Here is a 26,530-nt window from a genome sequence, read left to right on the forward strand (position 1 = left end):
TCTCGAACACACCTGCATGTGCGTGATGACGGTCTACGAACTGATGTCGTACGGCGGGGTCTGCAGGATCCGACGCACCACCGAACGACGGGACGTGCCTTCGGTTTCGTACGCCGGGTGGTGGCGCCGCTTGGACGCCTACATGTGGTGGAGTCGGCTACTCGCCGGCCTTGCCCGATAGCACGTATCCACGCTGGAGCTACTCGCGCACCCCGACTTCCTGCTTGCAAACCAGCGCCAGTCACGACGTAGAGGGCTCCTCGCCCTGTTCGGTCGTGTGGTGGTGCATGCCAGCGTGAGATGCTGTGCGGCCCTGTTGCTGTACTTTCCTGCTGTACAGCAGTGCCTGGGCAAGCCGCACAACGAGCAATTGTCAATAGCTGTGGATCAGTAGCTGTTCACCATGACTCGTGGTTCAGGTGAATGAGCCCTTCGATGGAGCTCAGGCGGTCCTGCAGGACCGGGTCGGGGGCTGGGCTGATGGTGAGCAGGAGCACCTCGGTCATCGGGTTCCGGCGCATAGAGGTCGTCTTCTTCGTCGTCGCCGGGAATCGGGTTGGGCTGGATTTCGATCTTCCCGTCGTAGCTCTCGGCGCGAAGGTAGACGCCCCGGTAGTCGCTCTCACGCTCGGTGAAGACCAGCCCGAGGCGGTCACTGACGAGCCGGACCAGCTCGCTGGCGGTGTGGGCGCTGGTGCCGTAAGTGTGGTGGTCGGTCATGATGCGCCAGACTCTATGCCGCATGGGCGGCGATGCTCATGTGCGGACCGCTTCGTTATCAGGCAACCAACGCAGCCCTCTGGCCTGGCACCTCATAGGGATTGAACTGCCGGAACCGTCCACCACGGTCCCCGCTCGTCCGCTGGTGTCCGTCCCGATTGTCACCCAGTTGGTCACCCGCTTCTTGCGCGACTCGATCAGCACGCAGCCCGCCGCTAGCCACCAACTGGTGTTCAACGCCGCACCGGCGGTTCGCCGAACCTGCCACCCCGGACGAGGGCGTCAGCTGCGATCTCTTCGACTGTCGAGCAGGGGCCGGGACGTGGTCCCGGCCCCTGGGGGGTCCGACGATTGAGGCTGCTGGCGAAGGGGTTAGTGGTGGCGGTTGCCGCCGTCGCTGCGCCGGCGCTGCAGCGTGAACTGCTCGAACACCTTCAGCTCACCTGTCGGGGTGATCACGTTGTAATAGGTGACATAGATCCGGGTCATGTCGCCCGGGTGGCGGCCCGGGTCGACGGCGAACTCGGCGAAGCCGTAGGGGTGCATGTCGTCGCGGACACCGATCCAGACCGCGGCCTCCTGCTCCTTGACCGAGTTGAACTTGCCGACGTGCTCCGTCTGGACGTACGCCGAGTGGTGGCCGTGGCCGTCGAAGTCGTCCATCGTGAAGCTGGTGTTGGTGACGCCGGAGACGCCGCCGCCGCCGAGGACCATGTGCGTGGTACCGAACTCGCTCTCGACGACGTCGGTGGCGCTCTGGCTCGGGTTGGGCGTGAGGGTTGCGCTGCCCGGCACGACACCACGGACGGCCAGCGAGCGCTCGTAGTCGTGCTCGTGGCCGCACACGACCAGGTCGACGCCGTACTTGTCGAACAGCGGGCCGTACGCCGCACGCAGCGCCAGGTCGGGGCCGTTCGCCGCGGTCGCGGAGCTGATCATCACCTGGTGCATGCAGACAACGATCCAGTCGATGTCCTTGGAGGCACGAGCCGCCTTGAGCTCCTTCTCCAGCCAGGCGAGCTGACGACCGCCGGAGTAGCCGCGGTTGTAGATGTCGCCACCCTCCTGCAGCGCGATCTCGTCGTTCTGCAGGGCGATGACCCGGACCGCGCCCACCGTGAAGGCATACCAGAGGTTGTCCAGCTCGGGGTCGGTCTCGGTCGAGGGCAGCTCGAAGTAGGTCTGGAACGCGTCGAAGCCGAGCACGCCGTTGCCGGCCTCGATCTCGTGGTTGCCGGCGCACGGCATCCACGGACGGAACCGCGCCGAGCGGCTGTTGTTGGTCAGGTAGTGGTTCCATGTGCGAACCCGGTCGGGGCCGCTGTTCGCGTAGCACAGGTCGCCGTTGAGCAGGTGGAACAGCGGACCGACCTTCTCCACGCCCGTGACGATGTCACCGGCGGCCGGAGTGGCGTTGGGCTCGAAGTCGCGGCCCGAGGCGTCGACCGGGTTCGAACCGTTCTTCCACGTCACCGTCGGCGAACCCTGGTCGCCGAAGCTGGTGAACGTGAACGGCGCTCGACCCGACGGCGCTGTGTGGAACGTGCCCGCGTCCGGCGTCGCGCCGTCGTGCTGGGCGGCGTAGAGGTAGTCGGTGTCGGACTTGAGCTTGCTCAGCAGCGCGTGGTGCGCCCAGACGGTCTTGCCCGAGTGTCCGTCGGTGTAGGACTTCGTGACCGCGGACGCCGTGGACCCGAAGCCTCCGTTGAGCGTGCCGTAGACGACCCGCGGGTTCTTCACCTCCTCATCGGTGATCCACGAGACCACCATCTGGCTGCGCGGGTCGCCACCGAACTGGAGGTGCAGGCCCTGGACCGGCGTGGAGCCCGAGCCGTTCCTGAGGCTTCGTACCGCCGACGAGGCCGGGTACGCCTCGGCCTCGGCGGCACGTGCACCGAGCAGCATCGGCCCGGCCGCGACACCAGAGGCTGCCGCCCCGAACACGCCGAGCGCGTTGCGGCGCGAGATTCGAGTCTGCTTTCGTTCTTCGGACATTCCCGTGGCCTATCAGTCGTCGGAGGCTAATCGAGCACCGAGGGATGGCAGCAGTCCGAGCCCGAGAGGGCCGCGGGAGGCCAGCGGCGCACGTCGCAGATGCTAGGGAGCAGGCTGATTAACACGGCTACGCAGGCATGAACGACAGATGGCAGTCACGGCAACGGACAGCAGCACAGGCCACGCCCTGGGCCATTACCGATGGCCACTGACGCTCGCAACATCCGTGCCGTTGATAAGGCGGGAGGGGATGCGAACCCAACCCGCAGACCTGGCTGCCATCCCGTCTGCCGCCGACCCGCTCTCCGGGGAGCGGGCCGCCGCCCGGTCCGCCACGTCAAGCGGACCTTGACGCACGTTCTGACGCTGGCGGGCCGGGCGGGGGTCTGCTCGGCTTGCCAGGGTCGTCGGCTGGCGGGATGGCCCTGCGCAACCACCCACGTACCGCAAGGCGCGGACGGAGCCCCGGCCATGCCCCGGCAGCTCCCCCCGTAGGCCTGGTGCTGCCCCAACTGACATGGCCACAGGCCTGATCGTCCCGCCGGAGAGGGCAGCCGGATGGGGAACCGCCCAAGCCAGCCGAACGCTCCCTAGGAACCTCTTCCTTATCGGGGAACAGGGACGCCGGAACTGCCCGGCTACGTTGCCAACCTGCGTTGAGCGTCCATCATCTTCCGCCACTGTCCAGCGTCGTCCGTTGGCGTTGTCACGCAGTTCGTCACGCAGAGACATCCCCTCTGCGACTCGCTGGGCCGAGGTCACGTCCGTCGAGTAACTCGATGTCGGTGATGGCCGTCGCGGTCGGGTTCAAGCTCAGCCAGATGACGGACTCGCCGTCGCGTTCCAACTCCACCATCCAGGAATTCGACGAACCCGGTGGAGCGGTCAAGAGGTTGGTGCATGTGGCGCTACAGGTGCACACGCCGTAGAACAGCAGGTCTTCCACCGCGTCCGCCAGGGGGTCGTTCTCGTTCTGGACTCGCAGCAGCGCGATGATGTCAGCGGTGAGGTCGGGAAACACATCCACCAGGTGCGGGTGCTGTCCGGGAGTCACAGCGTGCACGATACACAAAGCAGCGCTGCCGCAATTCACTCAGTTGGTCACGCGTCGAACCTACGCGCGTGAGGGGTTTGACGAATCGTTGCGGTGGTGCAGAATCGGCGGGGCAAGATCAATTTGGGGGGGCAATTACACTGGCCAGCCAATTCGGGAGGGGCACCGCCCCTGCCCGCGATTCTCCCTCCCATGCCCCCCAAGCTGATCTTGGAGGGGTCCCCGTCGATTTGGCTCCGAAACGATTCGGTGAACCCCGGCCACCAGCTCGCTTCCGCCGCCCCTCTCTTCCTCCCCCTTCGCTCATCGGCGCCTGTCGGTTTCCGGGTCTCATCGGCTCTGCGCGTGCCGATGGCTATGACTGTCCGCCAAGTCGGGAGACCTTCATCCGCACAAGCCGTAATGCCGTCAATCTGATGCTCACGCCGCTTGTCGGCGTGGTGCGCGCCGCCACCGGCGGGACCGGCCGAAGAGCCGCAGCCAGCCGGTGGGCGGGCGCGCGGCCAACAGGTAGACCTTGTGTCCGTGCCCATCTCGTGAGTGCGGGCCGTGATGACAAGCTGGTCAGCGCTGTGCTTTCCTCGTTCGACCCCTCCGCGGTGCCTGCCGGAAGCAGCAAACCAAACAGCTCCTCCACCGATCCATCTCCCGGCGTGCCCGTCCTCCTCGCGGGCCGCCTTCAATCGGATCGTCGAGCCTGCCCCCTCCTTTACCGCGTCTCTCCTCCGCGCACCGATGCTCCGCCGAAGGCGGCTTGAAGAGATCTCCCGGCTGGCCGGCCACAGCAGCACAGCCGTAACCGAGTTGGTCTACCGCAAGCAGATCCGGCCCGTGCTCCAGGGCGGCGCGGTCGTCATGGACCGCATCTTCAAATCATGATCGAAAAGGGTAGTCACTCAGATAGACACCCAAGAGGCCCCCATGATCATCATGAGGGCCTCTGAACTGGAGCCGCCTAAGGGAATCGAACCCTTGACCCCTTCATTACGAGTGAAGTGCTCTGGCCGACTGAGCTAAGGCGGCATGCCGCAGAACGGCAGGGCAAGTCTACAGGTTCGGCGGGGGTTCTCGTGCACCCTGATCGCCCCCGCCGACCGAAGGATTTCAGAGCTATCAGGCCTCCGGGCACACCATGCCCTTCTTGGGCACCTGTAGCGAGATCAGATAGTCGTCGACCGCCTTGTCGACGCAGGCCGAGCCCGTCCGATAGGCGGTGTGCCCGTCGCCGTCGTAGCCCAGCAGGACTCCCGAGGACAGCTCCGAGGCCAGCCCCTTCGCCCATTCGTACGGCGTGGCGGGATCACGAACCGTGCCCACGACGAGGATGGGCGGGGCCCCCTCGGCCTTGAGCGGCTTGACACTGTCCGCGCCGTCGGCACCCGCCGCCTTCACCGGCCAGAACGAGCAGGGGAACGACCCCCACATCACGAAGGACCCGAAATGCGGAGCCGCCTTGGCGGCGTCGACGGCGGCCTTCTCATAGGTGGCCGTGCCCTTCGGGTACGGATGGTCCACGCAGTTGATCGCCATGTTCGACTCGGTCTGGTTGGAGTAGACGCCATTCGGCCCCCTGTCCACCAGGACGTCCGCCATCCGGAGAAGATCGGAACCGTTCCCCTTGAAGGCCTGCCCGAGGGCCGCCCGTAGCCTCGGCCACTGCTGGTGGTCGTACAGCGGGGTGACGATGCCGAGCACCGTCCAGGCCTCGCCGATCACGCGGCCGTCCCCGAGATCGTTGCGCAAGGGGCGCTCGTCCGCCTTCTGCAGCAGGCCCGCGACCTCAGCCATCGCACCGTCGACCGTACGGCTGGTGAAGGGGCACCCGTTGGCCCGCAGACAGTCTTCGGTGAAGGCCTTGAGCGCCACCTCGAACCCCTGTGCCTGGACCTTGTTGGCCGAGAACGAGGAGACCGCCGGGTCGACGGCGCCGTCCAGGACGAGGGCTCGCACCCTCTTCGGGAACAGATCGGCGTACAGCGCGCCGAGGTAGGTGCCGTAGGACTTGCCGAGATACGTCAGCCCGGTGTCGCCGACGACCCCACGCAGCACGTCCATGTCCCTGGCCGCGTTGGCCGTGCCGACGAACGGGAGCAGGCTCCCCGATTTCGCCTGGCAGGCGTCGGCGAAGGACTTCGAGCCCTTCTCCTGAGCCGCGATCTCGCCCGGCGTGTCCGGACTTCCGTCCAGACCCACATAGGAGTCCAGTTCCTGGCTCGACATGCACCTGACCGGGGCCGACTCCCCCACTCCGCGCGGGTCGAAGCCGACGATGTCGAACCGGGCGCGCAGGTCGTCGGTGAACAGGAACGGGGCCGCCCGCGTGTACTCGATTCCCGACGCGCCCGGCCCGCCGGGGTTGATGAACAGCGACCCCATGCGCTCGCCCGATGCGGGCAGCCGGATCGCACTGATCTCGATCTGCTCCCCGGACGGCTTCGCGTAGTCGAGCGGCACCTTCACCTTCGCGCACTCGAAGCCCTCACCGCAGTCCGCCCAGTCGGGCGTCTGGCTGTAGAAGGACTGCAGAGCAGGGGTCGGCGCCGTCCTGGCGTCGTTCCCGGTCTTCGCCGGAGCTTCCTGGCTCGTCGAGCACGCGCCCAGGAGCGCAGCGGTCAGCAGGGCCGCTGTGCCAGCGGCCAAGATTCGGTTGGTCACGCCTCATCCGTCCCGTAGGCCGAGTCATACGCCTTGCGCGGAGCGCAGACACTCGCCTTGGAACAGGCACAGCGCCGACCCCCGTCGTTCAGTCGTACGATCACCGAGTCTGACGGAACGTTGTGGCCGACGACGGTTCCCGGGCCTTCCGGCGTGTCCACAGCGAGCCCGGTACGTGGGGCAGAAGCCCTGAATTCCTGGTAGAGCGGGTGCTCGTACTTCAGACAGCACATCAGCCGGCCGCACGCTCCCGCGATTCTGAGCGGATTGACCGGAAGATCCTGATCCTTGGCCATGCGGACCGACACGGGCTCGAAGTCCTTCAGGAAGGTCGCACAGCACAGATCGCGGCCGCACGGGCCTATGCCGCCCTGGAGCCGCGCCTCGTCTCGCGGGCCGATCTGGCGTAACTCCACCCTGGCGCGCAGGTTCCTGGCGAGATCACGGACGAGCGCCCGGAAGTCGACCCGGTGCGGCGCGGAGAAGTAGACGGTGTAGACGTTGTCGGCGTCCAGATAGTCGACGCCGACCACCTTCATCGGCAGTTCGTGCCGCTTGATCAGTCGTTTGGAGACGCTCCGGGCCTCGGCCCGGCGGCGGCGGTTCCCCTCGTCACGGCTCAGATGCTCGGAGCCGGCGATCCCCTGGCAGACCGGAAGGCCGTCGACGTCCTCGCTCACGTATTGCGGCGCCCACACGCACTCGGCCACCTCGGGGCCGGTGTCGGTCGGCACCAGCACCTTGTCGCCCACCTTGGGGCTGTGGCCACCGGGGTCGAGATAGTAGAGCCGACCGTAACGGGTGAAGCTCACGGCCATGATCATGCCCAAGAGCCGGCCCTCCTCGATCTCGTACGGCTTCCGCCGTGCCCCCCACCATACGTGGCGCTCACCACAACCGGTCAGGGCCTCCGGTCGACTCCCTCCGGAATCATCGTGGCGAAAGCTCCCAGATCCGCATGATTCCGACCGCGCGATCAGTCGGATTCCGGGCAGTCCAGATATTCCGAGGTGGAGATCCGCCTGAATCAGACGAGATGGGGATCGCGGAGCGCCAGGGCCATGGCCTCCACGGCGATCTGGGGGTTCACGTTGGCCGCCAGTCGCTCGCGGCACAACATGATCGCATCCGTACGGCGAAGCGTGTCGACGGGCGAGGACTTCCGCGCCAGCGCCTCCACCTCGTGCCGCCGGTCCTCGTTGGCCAACTCGACCTGCGCCCCGAACTGGACGGCCAGCACATCGCGATAGAACGCCACGAGGTCGAGCAGGGCGAGATCCAGAGAGTCCCGCTTGATCCGGGTGGCCCGCGACTTCTGCATGGTCTCGAGCTCTTTCAGCGCTCCGGCCCCTCCTCGGACCAGGCCCTTGTTGAGCCCCTTGCCGGACGAGCCCTCGCCGTACACCTTGCGCAACTCGGCCGTCTCGACCTCGTTCAGAGCCGTCGTCGCCGCGTCCGCGTCCGCGGTCGAGGTCTTCACCAGCCGCTCCGCCGCGACGATGCAGTCCCCCACGCCGGACAACGACTGGGGGATCGAGAGCACATCCTCCCTACGCCGCCGTACCCCGTCGTCGAGGGCCAGCCGCCGCGCCCGCCCGATGTGCCCCTGGGCCGCGCGCGCGGCGAACAGAGCAGTATCGGGAGAGACGTCGTCCCTGGTCATCAGCATGTGGGCGACGGCCTCGGTCGAAGGGGTGCTCAGGGTCACGACGCGGCAGCGGGAGCGAATCGTGATGATCATGTCGTCGGGCGAGGGGGCGCACAGCAGCCAGACCGTCCTCGGCGGCGGCTCCTCGATGGCCTTCAGCAACGCGTTGGCCGCGGCCTCCGTCGCCCGGTCGGCGTCCTCGAAGAGCACGATCCGCCAGCGGCCGAGCGTCGGCGCCCCGGCGCCCTTGAGCACGAGGTCGCGCGTCTGCTTCGCACTGTAGGAGAGCCCCTCAGGGCGGACCCAGGTCACGTCGGGATGGGAGCCGACGTCGACCTGATGGCAGGCGTCACAGTGGCCACAACCCTGGTCCGGGCACAGAAGCGCGGCGGCGAAGGCTCGGGCGGCGTTGGAGCGTCCCGATCCGGGCGGCCCGGTGAACAACCAGGCGTGGGTCATGCCGGCGCCACGTCCTCCGGCGAGGGCGTCGGCCGCAGCCGCGGCCGCCTTCTGGAGTACGGCGACAGCCCGCTCCTGCCCCACCAGATCGCCGAAGACACTCACCCCATCAACCTACCCTCCTGATCTTGCCCAAGCCTCCACCCTTTCCCGCGTGATCATGCACAGGTTCGTGGATGATCACGGCCGAGGGGTTTTGGCAAGGGGAGGGGGTCAGTCGCGGATGGCGGGGATGGTGCCGGTGGCGGCTTCGGCCTCGTGAGGGACGGGGTCGGGGAGGATCTCCCGGACCCGATCCTGGATGAGGCGGGACACCTCGGACTGCGCGAGCGTTCCGTCGACCACGAGATACCGGTCCGGGGCCGCGGCGGCCAGCGCCCGGAACTCCCGCCGGACCCGCTCGTGGAACTCCATGGGCTCGGCCTCGATCCGGTCGGCGGGGGAGGCCATCCGGCGCAGCCCGACCGACGGCGGCACATCGATCAGGACGGTCAGGTCGGGCAGCAGCCCGCCCGTCGCCCATGAGTTGATCTGAGCGACCTCCTCGGGCTCGAGAGCCCGGCCGGCCCCCTGGTAGGCGAGGGACGAGTCGACATAACGGTCCGTCACGACGGTGGACCCCCGCTGAAGAGCCGGCCGGATGACCTTCTCGACGTGCTCGGCCCGGTCGGCGGCGTACAGCAGGGTCTCGGAGCGGGCGGACAGGCCCTGGTGGGTGGCGTCGAGCAGGATGGCCCTCAGCCGCATGCCGACCTTGGTCGAACCGGGCTCCCGGGTCTGGACGACGTCGAAGCCCTGGTCGCGCAGCCAGATGGCGAGCAGGCGCGACTGGGTGGTCTTGCCCGAGCCTTCGCCGCCCTCGAACGCCACGAAGAACCCGCGGGGCTGCTCCTCGGCTTCGGGAACGAACTTCTCGCCCTTCAGCGCCGCCATGAGGTCGACGCCGATGGGGATCCCCCGGCGGTCGTCCATGTGCCGGAACGCGAGCAGACCGACGATCACGGCCAGCAGGGCGGAGAGCAGGAGCACCACGTTGGAGCCGTCGAACTGGTAGCTGATCCCGCCGACGGTGATGACGTGCATGCCGAAGACCGCGGCCAGACCCGAGGCCACGGCCACGACCACCAGCAGCACGACGCGGGCCAGCGACTGCAGGAACGAGAAGGTCCGGCCGCGCAGGGCGTCCTCGACCTCCAGCCCGATCATCGTGTAACCGATGATCCAGGCGATGCCGGCGCACGCTCCGAGCAGCACGGTCAGCATGACGACGATCACGAGGTCGTGGATCAACGCGATGGCCGCGAGCGTCAGCCCGGCCACGATGATGGACAGCCCGAACATGCGGCGCCGGGAGAGCCCGCCGAGCAGGCGCAGCCCGAAGAACATCCCGAGGCCCATGCCGAGGAACACCGCGCAGAAGACCGCGCCGTATCCCGCGTCGCCCCCGTGAAGGGCGCTGACGTAGGCCTTTCCGACACCGACGACCGCGCCACCGGCGGCGAACGCGCCGAGCATTCCGATGATCAGGCCCTTGACGACCCGGTTGCCGCCGACGAAGCGCCAGCCGTCCACGATCTGCCCGAGGATCGAGGCGGTGGAGGCCTGGCGGGTGTGGTCCTTGGGGATGCTCCGCAACGTGAAGATCAGGACGGCCGAGGCCAGGTACGCGACGGCGTTGATGCCGAGCGTCAGATCGGTCGGCTGCACGCCGGAGGCCGGGAACGCGGTCGCCACCATGGTCGTCAGGGCCGACACGACGGCAAACAGGGCCGCGGCGACGGGGGCGGTGCCGTAGGTGACCAGGAGGTTGAACTGGTTGGCCTCCTCCAGCCTCTCCTTGGGCACGAGGTTGGGGATGGTCGCGTCCTTCGCGGGCACCCAGAAGAGGTTGACGCACTCCACCAGGAACGCGGCGATGAGCACCCACTGGTAGCTGCCGACCAGCGGAATCGACAACACGACGGCGAACCTGACGATGTCGGCCACGACCATCGTCAGGCGCCGGTCGAAGCGATCGGCCACCGTCCCGGCGATCGGCCCGAGCAGGATCGCGGGCAACATCTTGGCGACGAAGACGCCGCCGACGGCCAGGCTCTGCGCCTGGAAGCCCGAGCCTTGGGTGAGGTTACCCGCGAGGGCCGTCAGCGCGATGATGTTGAGCCAGTCGCCGAGGCTGCACACCCCCATCGCCGTCCAAAGCCTGCGGAACGGCGCTATCGCCAGAACGTGCGACGTCTTGCGTCGCTGGGCTGCCCGGCCAGGGGTGCTCATGATGTCAGCGTATCCAGGTGCTCGCTGGGCTGTATGGGGGACGAGCGGGCCGGACAGGCCCTGCCTGCTCGTCGCCTGAGGGTATTACGTCCCGCCGTGTCCCGCACTGTGGACGCGAGGAACGGTCACCTTCTTCTATCCCTTTCCTACAGATATGCCCAGGGCCTAACCCGCCGGGGACTCAGGCGTGCAGTTCGACGAGGGTGATCTCGGGCGGAGCGCCGACACGGACCGGCGGTCCCCAGTAACCGGCTCCCCTGGTGACGTACACCTGAGTCTCGCCACCGCCCGTCCGGGGGAACGCCGCCAGACCCGCCACCACGGGCTGCTGCAGCTTGACGACCAGGTTGAACGGCGCGATCTGGCCGCCGTGGGTGTGCCCGGAAAGCTGCAGGTCGACGCCGTGGCCGGCGGCCGTCTCGACCTGGACCGGCTGGTGCGCGAGCAACACGACCGGCCTTGCGGCGTCCCGGCCGGCCAGCGCCTTGTCGAAGTCGGGGCCGTCTCCGTACGACGCGCCGTTGAGGTCGTTGACCCCGGCGAGATCGAGCACGGCCCCGTTGTGGCTGATCTCAACTCGCTCGTTGCGCAACGACCGTACGCCCAGGGAGTCGAGCTCCTCGATCCATTCCTGGGGCCCTTCAGAGGTGTAGTACTCGTGGTTGCCGGTCACGAAATACGCCCCGTAGCGGGATTCCAGATCCTTGAGCGGGGCGGCCAGCGCGCCGAGCTCGGCGACGCTGCCGTCGACCAGGTCTCCCACGATCGTGACCACGTCCGCCTGGAGCCCGTTGATCATCCTGGTGATGCGCTCGGTGTGGCCGATTCCCGTCAGCGGGCCGAGGTGGATGTCGCTGACCACGGCGATGCGCAGCCCGTTCATCCGCGGGTCCAGCCGGGGCAGGCGGATCGGGACCCGCTCGACGACCGGGTCGCCCAGAGCGGTGGCCACGCCGTATCCGACGGTGGCGAGCGCGCCCACGCCGACGACCGCGGAGGCCGTGCGGGCGATGAACATCCGCCGGTCGATCCGGCCGGGCGCGGGGACGGCGGGAGCCGCGTCTTCCTGGCGGCCGTCCTGCGATGTGACGTCAGCGGAGGCGGGAGACGAGGCCCCCGAGGCGACCTCTGAAGTGGACGCTCCGGAAGCCGCCAGGGCCGCCACCGGCAACTCGTTCTGGGAGGCAGGGGCGGCCGCACCGGCCGCAGACGCCTCGCGGCGCTCGATCCGCCGCACCACCAGCAGGGCGAGGGCGCGCGGAATCTCCAGGACCAGCGAGAACACCAGCAGATAGAACATGATCGCCAGCCACAGGTATCCCGGCCAGGCGATGAAGTGCTCGAATCCGGTGCCGAAGATCCGGCCGCCGGCACGGGTCAGCACCAGCGGGGCGGCCAGCAGGAACAAGGCCCACACCGCCACCCGCCGCGTACGCGATCCCGGCGCCGTCGCCGGCCGGATCACGCGTCGCCACAGGTAGTAGTGCACGACCGCCACGGCCACCACGATGGCGATCCCAAACCCCACGACGGACTCCCCTCGACCCGGCTGACGACGATGCTACGAGCTACCGCCGACAAGCGCGCCGCACACGCGGACCCGCCGCCGCCCTAGGACTTGGCGGCGGGCTTCTTCGTGGTCGTCTTCGCCCTGGTAGAGGTCCGCTTCGGAGCCGGCGCCCGCTCCCTGCGCTCGGCGAGCAGTTCGGCCGCACGCTCAATCGTGATCTCTTCGACACCGTCGCCCTTGCGGAGGGACGCGTTGGTCTCCCCGTCGGTGACGTAGGGCCCGAAGCGGCCCTCCTTCACCACGACCGGCTTCTTCGAGTTCGGATCCACGCCGAGCTCCCGCAGTGGCGGGGCGGCCGCCGCACGGCCGCGCCCACGCGGCTTCGGCTGTGCGAACAACTCCTTGGCCTGCTCGATCGTGACCGTCAGCAGGTCGTCCTCCGACGCGAGAGACCTGGAGTCCGTGCCCTTCTTGATGTACGGGCCGAACCTGCCGTTCTGCGCGGTCACCTCCTCGCCGTCGATCTCACCGACCACGCGGGGAAGCGTCAGCAACATCAGCGCCTGCTGAAGAGTGATCGTGTCCAGGGACATCGTCTTGAACAGCGAGCCGGTGCGCGGCTTGACGACGTCGGCCTTCCTGGTCCGCTTCTTCGTGTCGGCGGGCGGCTGCTCCTCCGGCAGGATCTCGGTGACGTACGGGCCGAACCGGCCGTCCTTGGCCACGATCGTGCGGCCGGTGGCCGGGTCGACACCGAGCTCGCGATCGCCGTTCGGACGCGAGAAGAGCTCCTCGGCCTTGTCGGCGGTCAGCTCGTCGGGGGTCATGTCCTCCGGGATGTTCACCCGGGCGCCCTCGCGGTCGAGGTACGGCCCGTACCGGCCGACCCTGATCACGATGTCGCTGCCCCTGATCGGGAACGAGCTGATCTCCTTGGCGTCGATCTCGCCGAGGTCGGTGACCATCTCCTTGAGTCCCTCGTCGCCCTCTTCGCCGTAGTAGAACCGGCGCAGCTCGGGAACCCGCTCCGCCCGGTCGTTGGCGATGTCGTCGAGGACCTTCTCCATGTCGGCGGTGAAGTCGTAGTCGACGAGGTTGCCGAAGTGCTGCTCCAGCAGGTTGACCACGGCGAAGGCCAGGAACGACGGCACCAGCGCGGTGCCCTTCTTGAAGACGTACCCCCGGTCGAGGATCGTCCCGATGATCGACGCGTACGTCGACGGGCGGCCGATCTCGCGGTCTTCCAGCTCCTTGACCAGCGACGCCTCGGTGTAGCGGGCGGGCGGCTTGGTCGAGTGGCCCAGCGCGGTCAGGTCCCTGGCCGTCAGGCGGTCGCCCTCGGTCAGGTTCGGCAGGCGCTTCTCCGAGTCGTCCCTGTCGGTGGACGGGTCGTCGGCTCCCTCGACGTACGCCTTGAGGAACCCGTAGAACGTGATCGTCCGGCCGGTGGCGCTGAACTCGACGTTCTCCCCGGTGCTGGACGCGCCGGCGACCTTGACCGACACCGACTCGCCGACGGCGTCCTTCATCTGGGAGGCGACCGTCCGCTGCCAGATCAGCTCGTACAGGCGGAACATGTCGCCGGACAACCCGGTCTCACCGGGCGTGCGGAACTCCTCGCCGGACGGGCGGATCGCCTCGTGGGCCTCCTGGGCGTTCTTGACCTTGCTCGTGTAGACCCGCGGCTTGTCGGGCACGTAGGCCGAGCCGTACAGCTTGATGGCCTGGCCCCGCGCGGCGGCGACGGCCGTCTCCGACAGCGTGATGCTGTCGGTACGCATGTAGGTGATGAAGCCGTTCTCGTAGAGCCGCTGGGCGATCTGCATCGTGTACTTCGCGGAGAAGCCCAGCTTGCGGCTCGCCTCCTGCTGCAGCGTCGTGGTCCGGAACGGCGCGTACGGCTTTCGCGTGTACGGCTTGCGCTCGACGGATCGGACGGCGTAGGAGGTGGCGGAGAGCCTGCCCGCCAGGGCTCTGGCGGACGCCTCGTCGAGGTGGAGGACGCCCGTGCCCTTCAGCGTGCCCTGCGACGTGAAGTCGCGGCCCTGGGCGACGCGCTTGCCGTCGACCCCGGTCAGCGAGGCCGTGAAGGTGCTCGGGTCGTCGGACGAGCGGCCCGTGTCGAACAGCGCCTGCAGGTCCCAGTAGTTGGCGGCGGTGAACGCCATGCGCTCCCGCTCACGCTCGACCACGAGCCGCGTCGCCACCGACTGCACCCGGCCGGCCGACAACTTCGGCTTGACCTTCTTCCACAGGACGGGGCTGACCTCGTAGCCGTAGAGACGGTCGAGGATGCGGCGGGTCTCCTGGGCGTCGACCAACCGGAGGTTGAGGTCGCGCGGGTTGGACACCGCGTCCTGGATGGCGTGCGGGGTGATCTCGTGGAAGACCATCCGGTGCACCGGGATCTTGGGCTTGAGCACCTCGCGGAGGTGCCACGCGATGGCCTCGCCCTCGCGGTCCTCGTCAGTGGCGAGGTAGAGCTCGTCGGCCTCCTTGAGCAGCTGCTTCAGCTTGGAGACCTGAGACCTCTTGTCAGGGTTGACGACGTACAGCGGCTCGAACTCATGGTCGACGTTGACACCGAGACGCGCCCAGGCCTCACCCTTGAACTTCTCCGGGATGTCATCGGCCTTCTCCGGAAGGTCACGGATGTGCCCGATGCTGGACTCCACGATGTAGCCGCGCCCGAGGTACCCGGCGATCGTCTTCGCCTTGGCAGGCGACTCGACGATCACCAGGCGGGTTCCGCCGGCGTTGCCGTTATTGGCTGGCACGCTGCTTCCTACCTCGCTGTTCGCTGTTCGTTCCCCGTGCTTTCGGGCCTTGCGTTCCCGACCACTGGCGTCCTTCGTCCCTCTGACCCCGGGCGGCCCGGCGCCTGCCGCCTCGTTCGTCCCCGGTCAGGGAGCCGATTTGAAGGTACCTGGATCCGCAAGTCCTTCCCCCTCGGGCTACCCGGTTCTGTCCGGGGATCTAACCCGCCTGGACCCGTTATCCACGAGGACGCAGAATAGAGCCGTTCGGGTTCCCTAGCACGCCCCTCGGAGACTAATCGCTGTGCTGGATTACTCCTACATGGACATCTATCTGCCACGCGGCACCCCGCGGGAGATAGCCAGGCAGATGCTGACAGAGCACGCCCAGCACGGAAGCTGGGAGATCGACCGGCTGCGCCTGTATCCCGATGGGAGCAGACGTGTCCGCCTGCGGCGCAAAGTCATCCGCGCAGTTCGCACCATGTGAGTAATACTCACGCGACGGACCGGCCAAATGCGCTTTGCCCGCCCCGGGCCGCGCCCCCGGAACGGGCAAAGCATCTTTGCTCACCACCGCCTGGGCGGCGGGGGAGCGTCTCTGGTCGTCCGCGCCAGGGGCGGAACGGGCGGCTGATGTGCCGTCCCTCACCCTGACGTGGACGAGTGATATTTGTTACTTTCCGCCAGTACGACCTCTACCGAGGGTGCTTCCGGCGAAAAGCTGTGAAGGGCTTGGCGCCACATCCAGCCGGAACGAGTTCCGGCTGGGATCAGTTCCGGCCGGGTCGTCCCCGGCCGGAGTCGCTTCGGACAGACGTCACTTCCGGCCGACGCGGACGCGCCGGGTCACGGCGAACAGGCTCGCCGAAGCGGCGAACATGGCACCAAGGAGCAGGGCGGCGAGCGAACCGGAGTTCATGCCGGTCACGCCGACCGGCTGCTCCGCGCTCATCAGACCGAGGTTCTTGAGGGGCAGCGCGTCGGTCGTCTCGTCGAGGTCGCCCGTCGGCAGCGTGTCGGTCACGCCGCTGACGGTGTTCTTGCCCGTGAGGGTCCGCGCCGTCTTGTCCAGGCTGCCGCTGGGCAGCGCGTCGGGAGCGCCCGGCAGCGCCGGGAGGCCCGTCATGCTCGGCAGGTCGCCGACGGCCGGCGCCGACGGAGTCGCCGCGGCGCTCATCTGCCGCACGCCGTTGGCCTCCTTCAGCCCCGACAGGGCCGGAACGGCGGGGAGCGCGGACATCCCGTCACGGGACGCGGCCTGGTGCTGGGGACGGCCCCAGCCGCGGTGGTCGTACCGGCCGTGGTTCGAGCCGACCTGGGCGCCGCCCAGGCAGCCTGCCGCGGCGTCGCCCAGAACGGCGACGGCGTTCCCGCACACGTTCACCGGAGCCGTGATCGGGGCGATGATCTGGTTGCCCGCGAGGATTCCGTACCGACCCGAGGTGGTGTTGCGGCCTCCGCCGACACCGCCGAGCACCGAGGCGCCGCCGGCGCAGTTCGCGTTCGACCGGCCCAGCACCGCGACGGCGTTGCCGCAGAGGTTGACGGGGGCGGTGATGGGCGCCACGACCTGGTTCCCGCCAAGGATCGACGAGCCGCCCGAGGTGACGTTGTGGCCCGACCCGCTCTGGGCCCACCAGGCGCCCTTCACGGACGCGCCGCCCTTGCAGCCGCCGAAGGCGTCGCCGAGCAGAGCAACGGCGTTGCCGCAGATGTTGATCGGCAGGGTGATCGGCGCGACCACCTGGTTGCCGCCCCCGATGGAGGAACGGCCGTCGGTGACGTTGCGACCGCTCCAGCCGCCGGGCGTGGGGTACTTGACGCCGGCGCCGCCGCCGCAGCTCGCGCTGCCGTTGCCGATCGCGTTGCCGCAGACGTTCACCGGAGCGGTGATCGGCGCGACCACCTGGTTGCCGCCGCCCACGGAGGAACGGCCGTCGGTGACGTTGCGGCCGGTCGAGCCGCCGTTGCCCTTCCAACCGCCCTTCCAGCCCCCGTGACCGCCGCCCTTCCAGCCGCCGTAGCCGCCGTGACCGTGGCCGCCGCCGGAGACGGACGCGCCGCCCTGGCAGCCGGAGAACGACCTGCCGAGGACCGCGACGGAGTTGCCGCAGACGTTGATCGGCGCGGTGATGGGAGCGATGATCTGGTTGCCGCCCAGGATCGACGAGCGGCCCGAGGTGACGTTGTGACCCGCTCCACCCCTGCCGGAGCCCTGGACCGACGCGCCGCCCTTGCAGCCCGCGTCGGCGTTTCCGAAGATCGCCACGGAGTTGCCGCAGGCGTTGATCGGCGCCGTGATCGGCGCGTTGACCTGGTTGCCGCCCAGGATGCTGTGCGCGCCCGAGGTCCGGCCCGAGATGCCTCCGCCGTTCCCGCCCTGGACCGACGCTCCGCCCTTCGAGGACGCGTCGGCGTCGCCGGCGATGGCCACGGCGTTCCCGCTGATGTCGATAGGCACGGTTATCGGCAGGTTGAGCTGGTTGCCGCCACCGATCGAGCCGTCGCCCACGGTGTCGGCGTGAGCCGTGCCGCTGCCGAGGGCCATGACGCCGGCCGCGAGAAACGCTGCGGGGGCTGAGCCCTTCGCCCACGTTCGCATAATGAATGCTCCTATGTCGTTCTTTAGGGGGTTTCCTGACAGCTCGAGACATGCGTCCAGGCCAAGGCACCACTGGACCGTGGATCGTCGGTCACGAGATGGAGAGATTCCGCGTCACCCGCGCGGAGCCCGCCGGGCCGTGGGTGAACGGCTCAGGGCAGGCGTCGGCACCGGCCACCGTCGAAGGGGGAGCCGGCGCTGAGGCGGGATCAGTCTGGAGAGAAAGAAGGGTCGTCCGCCGCTGTGCGGACGACCGGAGGAACCACTGCCGCCAAAGGGGCGGGCAGCGAAGTGAGACGCGGCTCGAGAACCGGCCGCGCGAGATCCCCGAACATGGAGGATCCACTGCCCGTCTGCGGAACCAGCCCATGGTTTTCCGGGGCGTGGTCCGCAGTGGACGGTGAGGGGAGCACGGGCTTCGATTGACTGGTCATCCCGTCGACCGTGCGCCCCGCCATGGCCGCGGCATTCGCCGGGGCGTCGTCACTCACCGTGGGGAAATCACCGGAGCTTCCCGTGGACCCCCTGTAGGCGTCGGCCGCGGGCGACCCGCTGGAGTCCGCCGTGGGGAGAACATCGGAGAGCGCCGATCCGGCGGCGACATGCGAGAGGGCCGTCTGCGCCACGGACGTCGCCGTGCCGAAGACACCGAAGATCACACCGAGCAGCCATCCGACGGCGATCAGCCCGCCGATGACCAGAAGGGGACCCAGACGGGAACCGGCCGCGAACCGCGCCATCCGGTCGCCCCTGCCGGACTCGGGGGCGTCGACCGCGCACCGGACAGCGGCGGGCACAGACGTCCCCCACTGCAGTTCCGGCGTGCGCGTCACACGACCTCCCGAGTCCGTGGAGTCCGCCCGGTGCGGATCCCGCCCTCAACGCAGAGTCACTGTAGCCGCACACCACGTGATCACAAGAGATTTCTCAGCAGTAATCGAGGAATCGGTCAAGAACTCGGACCCCAAATCGGAGCGAATCCACCGGAACCCGCTCGTCGATGCCATGAAACATCCCGGAGAAGTCCAAGTCCGGGGGAAGTTGAAGGGGCGCGAAACCGAACCCGCGGATCCCCAGACGGCTGAAGGCCTTGAGATCCGTCCCCCCACTGAGCGTGTACGGCACGACCTTCGCGCCCGGGTCCTCCTCGTGCAGGGCGCCGGCCATCGCCTTGACCAGGTCCCCGGTGAACGGGGTCTCGACCGCCACGTCGTGGTAGACGAACTCCCGGGTGACGTTCGGGCCGAGCAGTTCGTCGACCGTCTGGAAGAACTCGTCCTCGTAGCCGGGGAGGAACCTCCCGTCGACATGGGCGGTCGCCGACTGCGGGATGACGTTGGCCTTGTATCCCGCCGCGAGTATGGTCGGGTTGGCCGTGTTGCGCAGCGTGGCGCCGATCATCCGGGCCAGGAGGCCGAGCTCGGCCACCGCCGCCTCCGCGTCCTCGGCCTTCACCTCGACCTCGAAGACCTCGTCGAAGAAGGCCTGGACCGTGGAGGTGAGCCGTACGGGCCACTCGTAACGGCCGAGACGCCCGACCGCCTCGGCGAGCTCGGTGACCGCGTTCTCGTCGTTCAGCATCGAGCCGTGGCCGGCCCGGCCCTTGGCCGTCAGCCGCATCCAGGCGATGCCCTTCTCCGCCGCCTCGATCAGATAGAGCCGGCGCGAGCCTCCGTCCTGCGCGCCCATGGTCACGCTGAAGCCGCCGACCTCCCCGATCGCCTCCGTGCACCCCTCGAAGAGGTCACGGTGGTTCTCGACCAGCCACTGGGCGCCGTAGTTGCCGCCCGCCTCCTCGTCGGCCGTGAAGGCGAGGACGACGTCACGCGGGGGCTTGCGTCCCGCACTGAGGCGCTGCCGCACGACGGCAAGGATCATGGCGTCCATGTTCTTCATGTCGACCGCGCCGCGCCCCCAGACGCAGTCGTCGGCGACCTCGCCGCTCAGCGGGTGGTGCCGCCAGTCGGCCGCGTTGAACGGCACCACGTCCAGGTGCCCGTGGAGCAGCAGGCCGTCCCTGCCGGGGTCGGCCCCCTCGATGCGGGCGATCACATTGGCCCGCCCGCTGTCGGACTCGAGGATCTCCGGCTCCAGGCCCACTTCGGCGAGCTTGGCGGCCACGTATTCCGCGGCCTTCCGCTCTCCGGGACCGGAATTGTCCCCGGCGTTCGTCGAGTCGATCCGGATGAGGTCACCACACAACTCGACGACTTCGTCCTCGCCGTTCAATGGGGTCATTGCGCCTCCTCGCGCTCGCTGCCGGGCCGGCTTGCGATCTCGTACGGCATGCGGCCGGAACGGCTCGCGCCTCCATCCTGCCGTCGGCCGTCCCGGATCATCACCACGGGCCGGGCGCAAGCCGTACCCGGCCTGATTCTCGGTATGAACCAGCCATGGGACAGTGCTAACCTGTATCAGCCGACGCGGGATGACGGTCTCGCGTGCAGGCACCACGTCCGGGTGGCGGAATAGGCAGACGCGCTAGCTTGAGGTGCTAGTGCCCAGTGATGGGCATGGGGGTTCAAGTCCCCCCTCGGACACCAATCTCGGTCCCGAATCTGTGCAGGTCACAGGCTCGGGACTTTTTCATTTCCCGGGGGCGGCGGCGTCCCCGGACGCGAATCCCGACTCCCATCGATTTCCGGGCGCGCCCTCATGAAGGGCATACCGAGCCCCCACGCCCTCGATCCCCCGCACATCATCGGTCACACGGATAACCGAGCCGAATCGGGAATTGAGTCGGGTCGACTCATGTTTGGTACCCTCGCCGGCCGCAAGGGCCGGCGAGTGACGGATCGTGGAGGATCACATGAGCAGCCTGACCCTGTGGAGCAGGCGCGACCCGTTCGCGGAATTCGACCGCGTGGTGCGCAGAGCGTTCGGTCCCTACTTCGCGCCGGCGACTCCCCTGAGCACGACCCGGCCGACCGGCTTCACCCCGGCCGCGGAGGTCACCCGGGACGGGGACGACGCGGTGGTCCGCGTCGAACTTCCCGGCATCGACGTCGACAAGGACGTCGCGGTCGAGGTCGACCGTGGACGGCTGGTCGTCCGCGGCGAGCGGCGCGACGAGAAGAGCGAGGAGCGCGACGGGCGCACCCTGCGGGAGGTGCGGTACGGCTCGTTCCAGCGGTCGTTCGCTCTCCCGGCGCACGTGACCGCCGACGCGGTGACGGCGTCGTACGACGCGGGCGTCCTGAGCGTCCGGGTGGCCGGCGCCCACGCCGGAGCGGAGCCGCGGCGAATCGCCGTCACCTCCGGCGGCGAGGACGGCAAGCAGATCGCCGCATGACATGGCACGCACCGACCGGCAACCCCTGACGAACGGGCCCGGCCCCCACGTGGGGCCGGGCCCGTTCATCGTTTGGGCGCGTTCGGAGGGCGCCGCCGTCCACACTCGCGCCGCGTACGCCGCGGAGCGACGGAAACGCACCGGGTGGAGACCCGACCAATATGCCGGGCAGCGGCGCCGTCAAACGGTCAGAGCGCCCTCTTCATCCACATGTCGTTGTAACCCCTCAGCGTGATCACCAGATAGACCACGAACGCGGCGACCGACGCGGGGCTGTACAGCGTGGGGGCCGCGTCGGTGTAGTAGTTACCGCCGATCGTGGGGTGCCACGGGTAGGTCAGCTGATCGTCCGTCAGGGTCGCCAGCCGGATCAGCCCATCGGTTCCCCGCGCCGCCAACTCGATGACGTTCGGATAGTCCGGATCCGCAGCGGCGGCGACCCTCACCGTCGTCTGGACGTCTCCCGTGACCCGCCACCCGTCGAACCTGTTGTTGGTCGGATTCCATGTCTGCCGGTACACGCGGTTGTCGTTGCCGCGGTGAAGCAGAAGGACTTGCTGAATCCCGCCGCCGCCGTACTGCACGGCGGTGAGCGGAGAGGCGGAGGTGCCGTTTCCCGGGATCTCCGTGCTCAGAACACGCCAACTGCCGTCATATTCGAGCCGATAGAAGCGGTTGTTCATGCCGGTATAGAAGACGTGCAACCGCCCGTTCAGCACGACGAGCGAGGGGGAGCCCAGCGACGTCACCGTCGGTATGGACATCCAGGGGGTCCACTGATTGTTCTGGTCGTCGGTGAGGATGGCGTAATAAATTCTGTTATCGGAGCTCCCACGGATGAACACGTGAAGCAGGCCGTTGTAGGCGATCGCCGTGGGAGCGAACGGCGTCCTCCATCCACCCGGGATGGGCCTGAAGTTCGATGTGTTGATTCCCGGGTTGACCGACCAGGAGACCGTGCCGTCCGCGTTTCTGATGACCGTGATGACGCGGCCGGGAATCGAGACCACGGCCGGTGTGGTGGACGTCGTGCCGCCGTAACCACCGACGAACGGGCCGTAATCGCTCTCTGCCGCCTGCGCGCCCGGCGCGACGGCCACGGAGAAGAGCAGCAGGAGGACCGACATCATCGCCCCCAGGAGTTTCCTCCCGGAGCGTTTTCTGATGAGGTTCACTTGTTTCCTTTCTGAGGTGCATGGCGATGCCCGGGATGAGGGCATGCCGGAGAAGCCGTGGAGCGCATGCGCTCCCGGCCGGGTTGGTTCAGATACCGGGTGGTGTCAGGCCGTCTACCGGGCCGGTCCTTCGACGAGGTCGGCGATCGACTGGAGCGCGTCGAAGCGGCCGAACTCCTCGCGTAGTTCCTGGGCGCGGGCCCGGTAGGAGGGCGTGGACAGGACGGTGTCCACAGCCGTGCGGAGCGCGGCGTCGTCGGGCGTGGCGGTGCCCAGGTTGACGCCCGTGCCGCTCCACTCGACCCGGGCGGCGATCCGCGGCTTGTCCTCGGTCGCGCCCCCGACGACCAGGGGGACGCCGTGCCGGAGGGCGGTGTGCACTCCGCCGTAGCCGCCGTTGGTGACAAGGACGTCGGCGTGCGGCAGCAGCAGGTCGAAGGGGATGAAGTCGGCGACGCGGGCGTTGGCCGGCACCTCCCCCATGGCGGCCCGCACCAGCTCGGCGCCGCCCGAGCGCGCGGTGGCGGCCACGACGAGGGCGTCCGAATCGGCGAGGACGCGCAGTGTGGGGACGACCAGCTCTTCCAGGTCGGTGTTGGCGAACGTCCCCTGCGTGGTGACCACCACAGGACGGTCGTCGAGGAGTTCCTTCCACCACGACGGCCGGTCGAAGGCCGGGGCGGGGGCCGGCGGCAGCGGGCCGACGAAGCGGAAGGAACCGGGCAGGTCATCGCGGGGGAACTCGAACCCCGGCACGGTCAGCTGCAGGTAGTGGTCGGGGACGCTCATCAGGCCGGCGAGCACGAACCCGGGCAGGGTGACCCCCACAGACCGGAACAGTTCCCCCAGGTGCCGTTGCGCGTCGACCTCGACCTCGGGCCCCCAGCCGGTCGCCGGGAATGTCGGGGAGACGCCCAGGGCGACGGTGGTCGGACGGGACCTCCGCTCGGCTGCCAGGGACAGCGGCAGCGCCCCGATGAACAGCGCATCGCTGATCACGGCGGTGGCGGGGAACTCCGCCAGGAGGCTCCGCAGCGCATCGTACTGGGCCGGGACCGGGTCGCCGAAGACGTGCTTCACGTCGAATCCGAGCTGAGCCGGGCCGGGAGGCAACTGGCCCCGCCCCGGGAAGTCCCGGTCCATCTGCCCCTCGTCGATGTCGGCCTCCGCGGGGAGCGGGACGAAGCGCGCGCCGGCGGCCTCCGTCCGCTTCTTGAACTTCGTGCCCGTGAGCACGGCCACCTCATGACCGCGGCGTATCAGGTCCGCGGCGACGGTCAGAATCGGCGCCACATGCCCGTGGAAGGGCGAGGCGGCAAGGATGATCTCGGCCACTGTGAACTCCGTTGTCAGGAAGAGGAACAACGAGCTGTGAACTCGCGTTCATAACTGGGCCGTGATCGTAGGTCGGGCCTTGTGTGCAAGAAGTGATCGAACGGCGGCGCCGTCAGTCACACAGAAGACGGAATCGGGAGTCCATTGTGTCGGGCGAGGTGACGGCGTCAGGTCAGGCGTCACCGGAAACGGTGCGGTTCACGGTGCTGGGGCCGGTGCGGGCGTGGCGGGACGGCCTCGAGCTCGATCCGGGTCCTCCCCAGCAGCGGGCGATGCTGGCTCTGCTCCTTGTGCACGCGGGCCGGCCGGTGGGTCTCGGCGAGGTCGTCGACGTCCTGTGGGGACAGGATCCGCCGGCCAGCGCGGTCAACGTGGTGCACCGGTACGTCGGAATGGTGCGCCGGCTGCTCGAACCGGGCCTCGCCGTACGTGAGGAGGGGCGGTGGCTCGTCCGTGGCGCCGGCGGCTACCGCCTCGATGTCGGCCCGGAAGAGGTGGACCTGCTGCGTTTCCGCCGCATGACCGAGGAGGCCCGCCGGGAAGGCTCGCTGGACCTGCTGACGGAAGCGCTGGCATTGTGGCAGGGCCCGGCCGCCGCGGGGATCCCCGCGGAGGTGCGGGCGCACCCCGTGTTCGCCGCTCTGGACCGCGAGCAGCTGGCCACTGTGCAGGAGACCGCCGACCTGGCGCTGCGCCTGGGCGCGGCCGAGCAGGTGCTGACGGCCTTGTGGGAGGCCTCGACGCGGCATCCGCTGGACGAACCCCTGCAGGCGAGGCTGGTGCTGGCTCTCGCCGCGGCCGGTCGTCAGGCGGAGGCGCTCGAGACCTGGCAGGCCGTCCGTTCCCGGTTGGCCGACGAGCTGGGCATCGATCCCGGGCCGGAGTTGCGGGCCGCGCAGGAGCAGGTCCTCCGGGGCCAGGCCGCCGACGCGACCGGACCGGCCCGCCGTACGACACGGGAGCCCGCCCAGCAGCCCGCCCGGCCGACGCAGTTGCCGTCGGACCTCGCGGCCTTCGCCGGGCGGCGGGCCGACCTCGAGCAGGTCCTCGCCCTTCTCCCCGAGGACGGGCGGACCTCCGAGACGGTGGTGATCAGCGCGATCGGCGGCATGGGCGGGATCGGCAAGAGCACGCTTGCGGTGCACTGGGCGCATCGGATCGCCCACCGTTTCCCCGACGGTCAGCTGTACGTGAACCTGCGCGGCTTCGACCCCACCGGGTCCGTCCTGGACACCGGCGAGGCCCTGCGTGGTTTCGTGGAGGCTCTCGGGGTGCCGCCCCACCGGATTCCGGGCGGGCTCGACGCCCAGGCCGCCCTCTATCGAAGCCTGCTGACCGACCGCAAGGTCCTGGTCCTGCTCGACAACGCCCGCGACGCGGAGCACGTGCGTCCGCTCCTCCCCGGCAGCCCCGGGTGCCTGGCGGTGATCACCAGTCGTGACCGCCTGTCCGGCCTGGTCGCCACCGAGAGCGCCCATCCGCTGATCCTGGACCCGCTCACGCCCGAGGAGGCCCGCGAGACGCTCGTCCGGCGTCTCGGCCGGGACCGGATCGCGTCCGCGCCCGACGCCGTCGACGAGATCATCGCTCGCTGCGCCGGCCTGCCGCTCGCCCTGGCCGTCGTGGCCGCCAGCGCGGCCACCCGTCCCGGCTTCCCCCTCACGGCGATCGCCGGGGAGCTACGCGAGGCGGACGGCAGCCTCGACGCCTTCGCCGATCCCGACCCGGCCAGCGACGTGCGGGCGGTCTTCTCGTGGTCCTACCGGGCGCTCAGCGCCGACGCCGCCCGGCTGTTCCGGTTCCTGGCCCTGCATCCGGGCCCCGACATCACCGCGTGGGCCGCCGCCTGCGTCGCGGGGCTTCCCGTACGGCGCACGCGCCTGCTGCTCGCCGAGCTCACGGGCGCGCACCTCGTCACCGAGCACACACCTGGCCGCTACACCTGCCACGACCTGCTCCGCGCCTATGCCGGCGAGCTCACCCTCGCCCATGACCCGGAGACCGAGCGGCGCGCGGTCGTGCGCCGCGTGTCCGACCATTACCTGCGCACCGCGCACGCGGCGGGCCGGCTGTTCTCCCCCTACTGGAGCGTGACCCTCCTGCCGCCGCCGGAGCCCGGCGTGCTCGCCGAGGACTTCGACGACGACCGGCAAGCCCTTGCCTGGTTCAATCGCGAGCGTTCCGTGCTCCTGTCCGTGGTCGAACAGGCCTCACGGAACGGCTTGGACACCTACACGTGGCAGCTGGCGTGGACCTTGGAGCGGTTCTTCGACCGTCAGGGCCACTGGCACGACTTCCTCGCCGTACAGCACGCCGGGCTGGCCGCGGCCGTACGGGCGGGGGAACGGACCGCGCAGGCCCACATCCATCGGGGGCTGGCCCGCGCATCCGCCCGGCTGGGACGGTACGACGCCGCCAACACCCATGTACGGCAGGCTCTCGACCTGTTCACCGAACTCGGCGACCGATCGGGACTGGCCCACGCCCACCGGAGCCACGGCTGGCTACTCGACCAGCAGGGGCGGCACGCGGAAGCGCTCGACGCGGCGGGGCGCGCGCTCGATCTGTACCGGGCCGCCGGGAACCGCCCCGCGGAGGGCAGCGCGCTGCACGCCCTGGGGTGGACGCACGCCCTGCTCGGCGACCACGAGCAGGCGGCCGCCTACTTCGAGCAGGCACTCGCCGCGACGGAACCGATCAACCGTTACGGCGCCGGAGGCACGCTGGACAGCCTCGGCTACGCCCACCACCACCTCGGCGACCACTCGCGCGCCGCCGCCTGCTACGAGGACGCCCTGCGCCTGTACCGGGAGGTCGGCGACCATTTCCACGAGGCGGGCACGCTCAACCGGCTCGGTGACACCCATCTCGCCGGCGGCGACCCGGCCGCGGCTCAGGCCGTCTGGCGGCGGGCACTGACCGTTTTCGCCGCCGCCGACCCCACGGTCGCGGACGAGATCCGCGCCAAGCTGCGCGACGCCGAGCGGGCGACGGGCGCGGTGAACGCCTGATCACTTCTTGTTCACAGGACGCTCCCTAGATTTCCGGCGAATCG

The 26,530-nt window shown here is 69.0% G+C and carries 18 protein-coding genes and 2 tRNA genes; 5 read left to right on the forward strand and 15 right to left on the reverse strand.

Annotated elements, in window-relative coordinates; all coding sequences use genetic code 11:
• Positions 1-387: 387 nt before the first annotated feature.
• The 3 genes from Pph01_RS20945 to Pph01_RS20955 all read right to left on the reverse strand — a co-directional run bounded on the left by Pph01_RS20945 (position 388) and on the right by Pph01_RS20955 (position 3,769).
• The gene (locus tag Pph01_RS20945) at positions 388-720 is read right to left on the reverse strand and encodes a hypothetical protein (RefSeq protein WP_204074810.1); all 333 of its coding nucleotides are present in this window, start codon (positions 718-720) and stop codon (positions 388-390) included.
• A 372-nt stretch (positions 721-1,092) separates the two neighbouring features.
• Positions 1,093-2,715 (reverse strand): purple acid phosphatase family protein, encoded by a 1,623-nt coding sequence (locus tag Pph01_RS20950; protein ID WP_203958165.1) that lies wholly within the window; start codon positions 2,713-2,715, stop codon positions 1,093-1,095.
• A gap of 718 nt (positions 2,716-3,433) precedes the next feature.
• Positions 3,434-3,769 (reverse strand): hypothetical protein, encoded by a 336-nt coding sequence (locus Pph01_RS20955; protein ID WP_204074811.1) that lies wholly within the window; start codon positions 3,767-3,769, stop codon positions 3,434-3,436.
• A 735-nt stretch (positions 3,770-4,504) separates the two neighbouring features.
• Here Pph01_RS20955 and Pph01_RS20960 point away from each other — a divergent pair.
• Positions 4,505-4,648 carry a hypothetical protein gene (locus Pph01_RS20960; RefSeq protein WP_204074812.1) on the forward strand — a complete coding sequence of 48 codons (144 nt, stop codon included), beginning with the start codon at positions 4,505-4,507 and terminating at the stop codon, positions 4,646-4,648.
• A 67-nt stretch (positions 4,649-4,715) separates the two neighbouring features.
• Here the strand turns inward: Pph01_RS20960 and Pph01_RS20965 are convergent.
• From Pph01_RS20965 to topA, 7 genes are all read right to left on the reverse strand, one after another.
• A tRNA-Thr gene (locus Pph01_RS20965) sits at positions 4,716-4,792 on the reverse strand.
• A gap of 90 nt (positions 4,793-4,882) precedes the next feature.
• Positions 4,883-6,424, reverse strand: a complete 1,542-nt coding sequence (locus Pph01_RS20970) for an alpha/beta hydrolase (protein WP_204074813.1) — start codon at positions 6,422-6,424, stop codon at positions 4,883-4,885.
• Positions 6,421-7,248, reverse strand: coding sequence for a PSP1 domain-containing protein (locus Pph01_RS20975; RefSeq protein WP_204074874.1), 828 nt, complete (start codon positions 7,246-7,248; stop codon positions 6,421-6,423). Before Pph01_RS20975 ends, Pph01_RS20970 begins: the two co-directional genes overlap by 4 nt.
• Positions 7,249-7,451: 203 nt before the next feature.
• A complete protein-coding gene (locus Pph01_RS20980; protein WP_204074814.1) occupies positions 7,452-8,636 on the reverse strand; it encodes a DNA polymerase III subunit delta' in 1,185 nt (394 codons plus the stop codon).
• Positions 8,637-8,744: 108 nt separating this feature from the next.
• A complete protein-coding gene (gene tmk / locus Pph01_RS20985; RefSeq protein WP_204074815.1) occupies positions 8,745-10,802 on the reverse strand; it encodes a dTMP kinase in 2,058 nt (685 codons plus the stop codon).
• A 181-nt stretch (positions 10,803-10,983) separates the two neighbouring features.
• Positions 10,984-12,330, reverse strand: a complete 1,347-nt coding sequence (locus Pph01_RS20990; RefSeq protein WP_239116884.1) for a metallophosphoesterase — start codon at positions 12,328-12,330, stop codon at positions 10,984-10,986.
• Positions 12,331-12,413: 83 nt separating this feature from the next.
• A complete protein-coding gene (gene topA / locus Pph01_RS20995) occupies positions 12,414-15,089 on the reverse strand; it encodes a type I DNA topoisomerase (protein WP_204074816.1) in 2,676 nt (891 codons plus the stop codon).
• Positions 15,090-15,372: 283 nt separating this feature from the next.
• Here topA and Pph01_RS21000 point away from each other — a divergent pair, with 283 nt between their 5' ends.
• Complete coding sequence (locus Pph01_RS21000) at positions 15,373-15,558, forward strand: DUF5703 family protein (RefSeq protein ID WP_204074817.1); 186 nt, start codon at positions 15,373-15,375, stop codon at positions 15,556-15,558.
• A 330-nt stretch (positions 15,559-15,888) separates the two neighbouring features.
• Here Pph01_RS21000 and Pph01_RS42865 read toward each other — a convergent pair whose 3' ends face one another.
• The 3 genes from Pph01_RS42865 to Pph01_RS21030 form a co-directional block, all read right to left on the reverse strand.
• On the reverse strand, positions 15,889-17,673 hold the full coding sequence (locus Pph01_RS42865) for a chaplin family protein (protein WP_239116885.1): 1,785 nt from the start codon (positions 17,671-17,673) through the stop codon (positions 15,889-15,891).
• Between the two features lie 209 nt (positions 17,674-17,882).
• The gene (locus Pph01_RS21025) at positions 17,883-18,506 is read right to left on the reverse strand and encodes a hypothetical protein (RefSeq protein ID WP_239116886.1); all 624 of its coding nucleotides are present in this window, start codon (positions 18,504-18,506) and stop codon (positions 17,883-17,885) included.
• Positions 18,507-18,600: 94 nt separating this feature from the next.
• Positions 18,601-19,911, reverse strand: coding sequence for a M20/M25/M40 family metallo-hydrolase (locus Pph01_RS21030; protein ID WP_204074818.1), 1,311 nt, complete (start codon positions 19,909-19,911; stop codon positions 18,601-18,603).
• Between the two features lie 216 nt (positions 19,912-20,127).
• Between Pph01_RS21030 and Pph01_RS21035 the strand changes: the two genes are divergently transcribed.
• Positions 20,128-20,216, forward strand: a tRNA-Leu gene (locus Pph01_RS21035).
• Positions 20,217-20,482: 266 nt separating this feature from the next.
• On the forward strand, positions 20,483-20,965 hold the full coding sequence (locus Pph01_RS21040; protein WP_204074819.1) for an Hsp20/alpha crystallin family protein: 483 nt from the start codon (positions 20,483-20,485) through the stop codon (positions 20,963-20,965).
• A 188-nt stretch (positions 20,966-21,153) separates the two neighbouring features.
• Here Pph01_RS21040 and Pph01_RS21045 read toward each other — a convergent pair whose 3' ends face one another.
• Together Pph01_RS21045 and Pph01_RS21050 are read right to left on the reverse strand one after the other, a co-directional pair.
• Positions 21,154-22,140, reverse strand: a complete 987-nt coding sequence (locus tag Pph01_RS21045; protein ID WP_204074820.1) for a DUF8189 domain-containing protein — start codon at positions 22,138-22,140, stop codon at positions 21,154-21,156.
• A gap of 114 nt (positions 22,141-22,254) precedes the next feature.
• Entirely contained in the window at positions 22,255-23,475 is a 1,221-nt protein-coding gene (locus Pph01_RS21050; RefSeq protein ID WP_204074821.1) for a glycosyltransferase, read from the reverse strand.
• A 146-nt stretch (positions 23,476-23,621) separates the two neighbouring features.
• Between Pph01_RS21050 and Pph01_RS21055 the strand changes: the two genes are divergently transcribed.
• A complete protein-coding gene (locus Pph01_RS21055) occupies positions 23,622-26,486 on the forward strand; it encodes an AfsR/SARP family transcriptional regulator (RefSeq protein ID WP_204074822.1) in 2,865 nt (954 codons plus the stop codon).
• Positions 26,487-26,530: the final 44 nt, after the last annotated feature.

The sequence above is a fragment of the Planotetraspora phitsanulokensis genome (assembly GCF_016863295.1).
In the GTDB taxonomy this organism is placed as follows: Bacteria; Actinomycetota; Actinomycetes; order Streptosporangiales; family Streptosporangiaceae; genus Planotetraspora; species Planotetraspora phitsanulokensis.